This is a genomic window from Streptomyces sp. NPDC001270 (genome assembly GCF_042896695.1).
Taxonomy (GTDB): domain Bacteria; phylum Actinomycetota; class Actinomycetes; order Streptomycetales; family Streptomycetaceae; genus Streptomyces.
In genome coordinates, this window is sequence record NZ_JBIAXM010000018.1 from 184,076 (window position 1) to 190,629 (window position 6,554).

Consider the following 6,554-nt stretch of genomic DNA (forward strand, 5'->3'; position numbering starts at 1 on the left):
TCCGTGGTGGAGAAGCGTCTGGGCGCTCTGCCTGTCGCTGCCGAGTTTCTGCGTCGGCTGGACGTCGCGGGGACCGTCGACGAGTTGTGTCCGGGTGGTCCGAGCGCGCATCTGACTCATGGGCAGGTGGTCGAGGTGCTGGTGGCCAGCCGGCTGATGTCGCCCGCGCCGCTGGTGCGGGTCGGTGACTGGGCCCGCACCTGGGCGGTGGAGGAGGTCTTCGGTATCGGGCCGGACCTGCTCAACGATGACCGTCTGGCCCGGGCCCTGGATGCGATCGCGCCGGAGCTGGAGCGGATTGCGGGCACTGTCGGGGGACGGGCGGTCGCCGAGTTCGGGGTCGACGTGTCCAGACTGCACTGGGACATGACCAGCATGTCCGTCCATGGCGCCTTCCCGGACGCAGACCAGGACGGGCAGTACCCGGTCATCGGCTACGGGCATCCCAGGGACCGGCGGGTGGATTTGAAGCAGGTCCGGGCCGGGCTCGCGGTGTCCGCCGACGGTGGTATTCCCGTGCACGCCCGTGTCTTCGGTGGCGGTGCGGCCGAGGTCAGCCAGCTCGTCGGGGCGATGAAGGATCTGCAGGGCATGGCCGGTGAGCAGGTTTTCCTGGTGGTCGCCGACTCCAGGCTGGTGTCCTGCGCGAATGTCACCGCACTGCTGGCGGCCGGGGTGGATTTCATCGCGCCCGTCCCGGCCGTGCAGGTCAAGGATGAGGTCTGTGCCGCCTTGGACCTCGCCCAGGCGCAGGTGGTGGACTGGGTGCCCGAGAGGGACGCGCGCAAGCCTGCCGGTGAGCGGGAGGTATACCGGGTGCTGGAAGATGTTCACACCCTGGCCGGGCCCCGCAAGCGGGATCCGGTGCACCGGGTGCGGCGGATCCTCATCCGTTCCACCGTTGTCGCGGGGGGCCGGCGCCAGGCCCGCGGGAAGCGTCTGGCCCGCGCCCGGGAGGAGATGGACAAGCTCGCCGGTGCGGTCGGCGGCCGGCACTGCAAGACCCCCGGGAAGATCGCGGCCCGGGCCGGGGTCATCGCCGCCTAGCGCCGCGTCACCGCCTGCCTGAACTGGACGATTACCACCGACGAGCACGGCACTTCCGCCCTGGCCTGGCGCTTCGACCAGGACGTCGTGGATGCCGAGGCCGCCGTCGACGGCTGGTACGCGATGCTGACGTCCGTCCCCGCAGGCCGGGCCGACCCGGCCCAGGTCCTGATCCACTTCAAAGGCCAGGGCACGGTAGAGCGGCGCTACCACGATTTCAAGGGCTCCTTCGCGGTCGGGCCGGTCTTCGTTCAGCACAACCGGCGCGTCGCCGCCCTGATCCAGGTCATCTGCCTGGCCCTGCTCGTGTTCTGCCTCATTGAACGGCAGGTCAGACGCGCACTCGGCCCCGGGCAGATCATGACCGGCCGCTACCCGGACAACCGCCGGGTCCGCCCCACCGGCCGCATGATCTTCTACCACCTCGGTGAACTCACCCTGCGCATCGGCAGCGTCACCGAGCCGCCCACCGTCCAGCTCACCCGTGGCGTCCAACTCCACCTCCTCGACCTACTCGACACCGACATCACACGAACCCGCTGGCCGCAGACCTAAAAGGACGACCCGCGAAGTCCGGGTCTAGTGGATCCAGGACCGGGTGCGGCGCCGGCGCACTCCCCGGCCGGCAGGATCCGGCGGACCCGGCTGCGGCCGATCTCGATGCCCGCCGCCTGGCCGCGGTGGCCAGGGCGTCAAGGGTCCACTACGGCCGCCCGGTGGCGACGCGTCTCCCCCTCCGCCGTACAGAAGCATTCCCCTCGATACTTTGCGATCTCTTTACAGCCGACTTCACCCCACTCCCGTCTCTCCGTCCGGGCTCGCGAACACCGCGACCGCCTGTCCCTGATCTCGCGTGTCCGGGCGTCAGGGCGCACCCTTCATCACCACCACCAGAGAGGCCCGCACCGATGCACCCGGCCAACACTGCAGGTCACCACAGGGCAGACCCTGGCACCTTTCACCCCCATGTATCCGGCCCTCGAAGGTCCCGTCTCGGCACATCGACCGGCCTGCGCGCCGTGACCGCGGTCCTCAGCCTGTGCACCGTTCTCGTGGGCGTCCCCTTGGGCATCCCCGCCGTGGCTGAACCGCACACGAACCTCACCCCGCCCGTCGTCACCGCAGACCAGGTCATGCCGCACCTGACCGCACTGCAGCGGATCGCGGACCACGACGGGGGCAACCGCGCCCACGGCACCCAGGGCTATCGCGACTCGGTCGTCTATGTGAAGGCCGCGCTGGACAAGGCCGGTTTCCGCACCACTCTGCATCGCTTCACGCACGACGGCAGCGCCGGTTACAACCTCGTTGCGGACTGGCCTGGCGGCGATGCACGGCACATCGTGTTCGCCGGGGCGCATCTCGACAGCGTGGAGACCGGCCCCGGCATCAACGACAACGGCTCAGGCTCGGCTGCCCTGCTCGCCACCGCGCTTGAGGTGGCCAAGACAGGTATGACGCCCCAGCGCCATCTACGGTTCGCCTGGTGGGGTGCCGAGGAGGCGGGCATGGTGGGATCCGCTGCCTATGTGCGGGACCTGTCCGCCGTCGAACGCGACCAGATCGACGTCTACTTGAACATGGACATGGCCGGCACCAAGGGCAACAGGACGTGGCTCGTCGTCGAAGACGATCCCGCGGCCGCAGAGGCGTTCAACGAGTATTTCGCGGCCCGGAACCTGCCCACGTTCGGGATCGGGATCGGCGGCAGCGACCACGTGTCGTTCGGTGACGCCGGCATCCCCGTAGGGGGATTCGCCACAGGACTCGACGACTGTTACCACGAGGTGTGCGACCGCGTCGAGAACGTGGACCCGACGACCGAGACCACCAGCACCAACGCGTTCATCAACACGGTCTGGCAGCTCGCCGGACACCGCTGACTCCACCCTTCCGACACCTCCGAGGAGGATACGTATGCCCGCCTGCCGGAAACATCACAGCCGCACCACCGCTGTGGTCACGACCCTGGCCGCCAGTGTCGTACTCACCACCCTGCCTGCCTCCGCCACCTCCGGCGCCGGTGACCCGTACTACCCGGATGACGGGAACTCTGGCTACGACGTCACCCAGTACGACGTGCACGTCAACTACGACCCAGCCCACCCCCGCCACCTGGAGGGCGACACCACAGTAGAGGCTGTCGCGACGCAGGACCTGGCCCAGTTCCACCTCGACCTGGAAGGCTTTGAGGTCACCTCCGTCACCGTCGATGGCGTCCCAGCCGCCTCCGTCTCCCGCGAGGGGGCGCACGAACTCGTCGTCACCCCCGCCCGGCCGCTCGCCAAGAACGCACGCTTCGCCGTACGCGTCCGCTACTCCGGCGAACCTGTCGGCGAGGGCTGGCACACCCTCGCTGACGGCGGCGCGAACGTTTCGGGCGAGCCGCACTCCGCAACGGCCTGGTACCCGGCAGACGACCACCCTTCGGACAAGGCGACCTTCCGGCTCACCGCCACGGTCCCCACCGGCTGGACAGTGGTCGGCAACGGCAGGCCGGGCGCCACAACCACTGACCGGGGCGCCACCACGTTCCGCTGGTACGAGGACCGGCCGATGGCCACGTACCTCAGCACCATCGCCATCGACAAGTTCACGGTGCGCACCTCGGCGCTCTCCGACGGCACCCCCGTCATCAATGCCTATAGTCCCGGGGCCACCATCGATACGGAGAACGAGGCTCTGCTGCCGGAGGTCATCGACTTCCTGGCCTCGAAATTCGGCCCCTACCCGTTCTCCTCGGCCGGGGCGATCGTCATCACCAACGACGACGGCAGCGGCCCGTTCTCCCTGGAGACGCAGAGCCGCCCGACCTACCATTGGGGGTTCTTTGACACCTCCATGGTCCACGAGAACGCCCACCAGTGGTTCGGCAACAACGTGTCCTTCTCCGACTGGCGCGACGGCTGCTTGGCCGAGTGCTTCGCCCAGTACGCCGTCCAGCTGTGGTATGAGAAGGACGGAGACGACCTGGACCAGAACTTCTACCGTTCCATGCTGGAGGAGAGCGCGGCGGACCCCGACTTCTGGAAGACGAAGTTGTACGACCCAGGCCAAGGCCGCGAACTGGACAACGCCCTGTACAGCAAGGGATCCATGATGCTGCACGCCCTGCGCCGCATGGTCGGCGACGATGCGTTCTTCGGCACCCTCAAGCGCTGGCAACGCGACCACCGTTACGGCAACGCATCCTGGCCCCAGTTCGAGGCACTCGCCGAGAAGGTCTCCGGCAAGGACCTCACCGGGTTCTTCGCCGCGTGGGTGCACGGCACCACCGCCCCGGAGAAGCCGTACCTCTTTCCCGGGTCCCTCGGGGCGCTCGCCCCGGCCAACTGAACGCTGGGTTCATTGAGCACTGGTGCATCGCCAAGTTGCAGGCCATAGATCTGGGGTGAGAGGCGGGCAGGTTACTCGCGCTGGTCGTCGGCCGACGCCCACGGTGGAGATCGTTTGACCGGTCGGCGGGAGCCGTTGCAGGGTTCGGCTGGGCCGAGTGACGTGGCGTTTTTACGATCCGTCACCGGGCCGGTGTGCCGGGCCGGTGACGGAGGCCGCCGCGGCCGTCGCCCCGACTCCCGCCCGGGTGGCGGGGCGGGCGCTCCTGCTGATTCCGCACCGCAGCGAGAGTCCCGACGAGGCCGCCCTGCCCGCCGACTACCGCACGATCCGGGAGATCGTGCGGGCCGCCGACGGCCCGGTCCAGGTCAGGGGCGTCGGCGAGGAACTGGGCCTGGACCCGGGCCCCGGCGACCTACCGGTAGAAGCCAGGGCGCGAGAGACCTCAAGGGCCCGGCATATCCACTGGACGCCGAAGTCGGCCCGGTTGTGCGAGTTGAAGTCCCAGCGGCGTCGCATGGCCTCATCTCCTCGGCGAAATATTGAGCCGCCCGGCGCAGGATCCCCGTTCGAGTTCCCACTCCTTCCCGGCCCTGCGCAGCCGGACCAGTTCCTCGTCCCTGCCCTCGGCGGCCTGCTCGTCACTGCTGCCGCGGCCCGCCAGCGGCGATGGCGCGCGGGTTCAGGTGCGGGTCGTGCAGGTGCTGCTGGGCGAAGATACGGGTGCCTATGACGAGCGCCTGGGGGCGGGTTTCCGGTGGGAGCGAGTTGTCCGAGTCCAGTGCATGGGCGATCAGTGCCGACAACAGGTCGACCACAACAGTCCCGGGCCGGGGCCCGTCAGCCGGTTGGTACGGATCAGTGTCTCTCGCCAGTTGGGTGGGCAGTTGTGCCAGCAGGGAGCCGAACCCGTCCTGCGCTGACAGCCGCAGCCGGACCGCCTGTTCGAGCTGGTTGTGGGGCAGCGGCGGCAGTGTTTGGGGCCTCCAGCCCAACTCCGGTGTGCAGGCTGGCGTCGTCACTCCCGTGGCGGTCGACGGGCCGTGAGGTGTCGACGACGCACAGACTGTCCGGACCACAGACGGCCTCTTCCTTGCCCCGGACGGCACGCAGCGCACCGCTCAGAGGCAGAGAGATGTGCAGCCCCTCGGGATCGGACTGTCGGATCAGTTTCGGTGTCCGTCGAAAACACAATGGCTGGAAGATTGTCGGCCACACGGATGGTGCACCGCGGTCCAGCACACGCTGGGAGGCCCGGAAATCCGCGCAGTGGTCACTGCGCAACTCCAGTGGAGGCATGGGCCTGGCCGGCCAGTTCGTGCCAGCAGCCGAATGGGTCTGCCGGGGGCAAGTCCTTGCTGCGGAATTCCTTTTCGATCAGCATTTCGCGCCCTCCCTGTCTTGAGAGTCCCTGAACGGTTTGCCTCTTGCCACTTGATGAGGGCAAGGCAGGAGTACACCATCCGCAGATACCCATCTGGTGAATGCCCTGGCGGAGGTGGTTCAACCACGCTGCGGCCGTGAACGCGACGCGGTTCTTCCCGATTGCTGCGGGGCGGCGCTGTCCAGCCGTCGGCGGTGCGTCCGCTGTTTCGGTTGTTTCGTGTCGCGGATGGTCTTCGGTACGGCATCTACGTGCGTAGGGAGTACGTCTGTGTCCTGGCTCTCAGGTCGGTGGTTTCCTCCGTGGGTTTTCCCGGCCTTTGTGAATTTCTTGGCGGGGCAGCCACACTCCGGGCCTGGGGTTTTCCCCAGTACGGAGGGGATGGGGGCCATAGGATCGGCTGGCCTGTTTCCCGGATGGTCTGGCCGGCATGGAAACGACGAGGCTGAATGCGTACGGATCCACCGAGCAAGAAGGAATTCTCTGTGTACAGCTTCAAGCCACTGCGCCGCCGTTCCGTCCGCACCGCTGCCGTCGGCGTTCTCGCGGCTGCGGCCTGCGCCACTGTCATGGCCGGCAGCGCCGGGGCCATCGTCAACGGATCGGACTCCACCGAGCGCTACCCGTTCATGGCGACCATCCCCGAGTCGGCCCCCACGCTCGGTCTGAACGACGGGAACTGCGGGGCGTCGTTGATCGACAAGCAGTGGGTACTGACGGCGGCGCACTGCGTGAAGGGTGACGGCCTTGAGCTGGACGGCATCGTGCGTGTCGGCAGCGACCACCG

The 6,554-nt window shown here is 68.1% G+C and carries 6 protein-coding genes and 1 pseudogene; 5 read left to right on the forward strand and 2 right to left on the reverse strand.

Translation table 11 applies throughout. The features are described 5' to 3' along the window. Positions 1 to 3 precede the first annotated feature (3 nt). The 4 genes from ACFY2B_RS28560 to ACFY2B_RS28575 all read left to right on the forward strand — a co-directional run bounded on the left by ACFY2B_RS28560 (position 4) and on the right by ACFY2B_RS28575 (position 4,383). Entirely contained in the window at positions 4 to 1,047 is a 1,044-nt protein-coding gene (locus tag ACFY2B_RS28560; protein ID WP_390765928.1) for an IS1634 family transposase, read from the forward strand. Between the two features lie 87 nt (positions 1,048 to 1,134). Then, positions 1,135 to 1,602 (forward strand): hypothetical protein, encoded by a 468-nt coding sequence (locus tag ACFY2B_RS28565; protein WP_390765929.1) that lies wholly within the window; start codon positions 1,135 to 1,137, stop codon positions 1,600 to 1,602. A gap of 524 nt (positions 1,603 to 2,126) precedes the next feature. Next, complete coding sequence (locus ACFY2B_RS28570) at positions 2,127 to 2,930, forward strand: M20/M25/M40 family metallo-hydrolase (protein WP_390765930.1); 804 nt, start codon at positions 2,127 to 2,129, stop codon at positions 2,928 to 2,930. 34 nt (positions 2,931 to 2,964) lie between these two features. Beyond that, entirely contained in the window at positions 2,965 to 4,383 is a 1,419-nt protein-coding gene (locus ACFY2B_RS28575) for a M1 family metallopeptidase (protein WP_390765931.1), read from the forward strand. A gap of 641 nt (positions 4,384 to 5,024) precedes the next feature. On the opposite strand, the gene ACFY2B_RS28580 is transcribed toward ACFY2B_RS28575, so the two are convergent. Continuing rightward, entirely contained in the window at positions 5,025 to 5,405 is a 381-nt protein-coding gene (locus ACFY2B_RS28580; protein ID WP_390765943.1) for a hypothetical protein, read from the reverse strand. A 22-nt stretch (positions 5,406 to 5,427) separates the two neighbouring features. Then, positions 5,428 to 5,682 (reverse strand): annotated as a pseudogene (locus ACFY2B_RS28585) (AraC family transcriptional regulator); the annotation flags it as partial. Positions 5,683 to 6,252: 570 nt separating this feature from the next. Here ACFY2B_RS28585 and ACFY2B_RS28590 point away from each other — a divergent pair. Continuing rightward, the coding region (locus ACFY2B_RS28590) for a trypsin-like serine protease (protein WP_390765932.1) at positions 6,253 to 6,554 on the forward strand (302 nt) is incomplete at its 3' end.

Bases quoted from the DNA above. Each gene is read 5' to 3' on its own strand.
- ACFY2B_RS28575 (WP_390765931.1), top strand. From the start codon at position 2,965: ATGCCCGCCTGCCGGAAACATCACAGCCGCACCACCGCTGTGGTCACG.